Source organism: Nocardioides sp. (genome assembly GCF_035576065.1).
GTDB lineage: Bacteria > Actinomycetota > Actinomycetes > Propionibacteriales > Nocardioidaceae > Nocardioides.
In genome coordinates, this window is record NZ_DATLWX010000012.1 from 1 (window position 1) to 1,570 (window position 1,570).

Genomic DNA, 1,570 nt, shown 5'->3' on the forward strand with positions numbered 1-1,570 from the left:
CCACGTCTTTTCCTTCGATGCTTCGTCCCAGTACGCCTTGACCTCAGCCTGAAGCCGCGCCATGTCGCCGCTGCCGGAGGGCATCTGCATACCCGTCGCCCAGCGGCGGGGGGTCGTGTAGAACTCGGCCGTGACCAGGAGATCGGTGGCGAGCTTGTTGATCCCGTCCGCTATCGGCGCGATCGAGGCCAACTCGGACCGGCCGGAGCGGTTCAGCAGCCGGCCCTTGTTGACCATCGGGACGATCGGAACGGCCCGCAGCGGATTCGCCAGCACCTGATCGATCTCGTACCGCGGTCGCACACCGAGCGCCGTCGTGCGGGCGGCGTAGCGGATCACCTCGTCGCGGGTGTAGTACGTCGCGTAACTCGTCGCGCCGTCCTGCCAGCGCTTCAACGCCGACCGGACCGCCCGTCCACCCGGCTCGTAATCGACCGTCACCTGATGCGCGGACTCGAACGCCATGCGAGGTGTCAGCGGGTCGTCGTCGTTGCCCCATACCGACAGGTAGGTGACCCCGTGCACGAGCATGTCCACCAGCCCGAGCGGGGACTCCTCGTCGAGGTCGTTCGCGGTGAAGATGCGCCACAGCTCGTCGTCAGCCGTCGCGCCCTGCCCCAGCCGGAAGCCCTCCGGGTTCAGCCGGCGAGCCACCGAGTCAACGATCGTCTCCGGCCAGTTGATGACCAGCGGAGTGAGCCGGCCGCCGATCTGAGCCTCGACCTCCGGCGACATGAACGCCAGCGGCTGGTCCCCGGAGTAGTACCGGTCCAGCCGGTCGTATTCGATGTTCGCCTTGTCCAGCCTCGCCGACAGGACATCCACAACGGCCAGGTTCGGGTCGGTCCGCGACAGGGAGAGAGTCGGGGTCGTCACACGCCCACCATCTTGTCGGTTAGTTGACCCAGCACTAGACCCCCACCATCCAACCGCCGCTAGTAGGAACGCTGCTCAGGCCGTGCAGGGCGAGCGCCGCGGCGATCAGCGGGGAGATCCGCGGGTCCTTCCGGGACAGGACCCGCTGCCCGGCCTCACCCGAAGACGACCAGCGGGCGACCGCGACAGCGGCCTTGAGTTCGTCCTGCCCGCCGTGCCGGACGGACCGACCGACGACCGCGGCGTCAAGAGTGGAGCAGGCATCGGCGAAGAAGCGACGGGACACACCCTCGGCGACCAGGTGCGGCAACAGGAACGCAGCCGTGCCCGTCTGCTCCACCAGCAGCCGGCCGCCCCACGTCCGGAGCAGTTCGGCGGCACGATCAGCGACCCACTCGACACCAGGCCGGTGATCGGCGAGCTGCAACCAGGAGCCGTCCGGGGTGCTCCACGCCGCCGCGATCGTCGCCGTCGAATGATCTGGGGCGACGTCGAGGGCGAAGGTAGGGGTGGCCTTCGGTGGGGTCGAGCCGTGCAGGTTGGCCCAGGAGGTCGGGTCGATGGCGGTAGCGGACTGCGGCCGGGCCCACTGGTTCAGATACGCACGGCGGAAGCCGTCATCGTTGCCGCCCATCGACATCGCCCGGTACTCCTCAGCGATGTCACGCTCGATCAGTCCCGTGCCGTTCGCCCG

2 protein-coding genes are annotated in these 1,570 nt (G+C 68.5%); both read right to left on the bottom strand.

What is annotated here, in order from left to right:
- Nucleotides 1-876: phage portal protein (locus tag VNJ48_RS06315; RefSeq protein ID WP_325600223.1), on the bottom strand; the 876-nt coding region annotated here is incomplete at its 3' end.
- Between the two features lie 34 nt (nucleotides 877-910).
- Nucleotides 911-1,570: hypothetical protein (locus tag VNJ48_RS06320; protein WP_325600225.1), on the bottom strand; the 660-nt coding region annotated here is incomplete at its 5' end.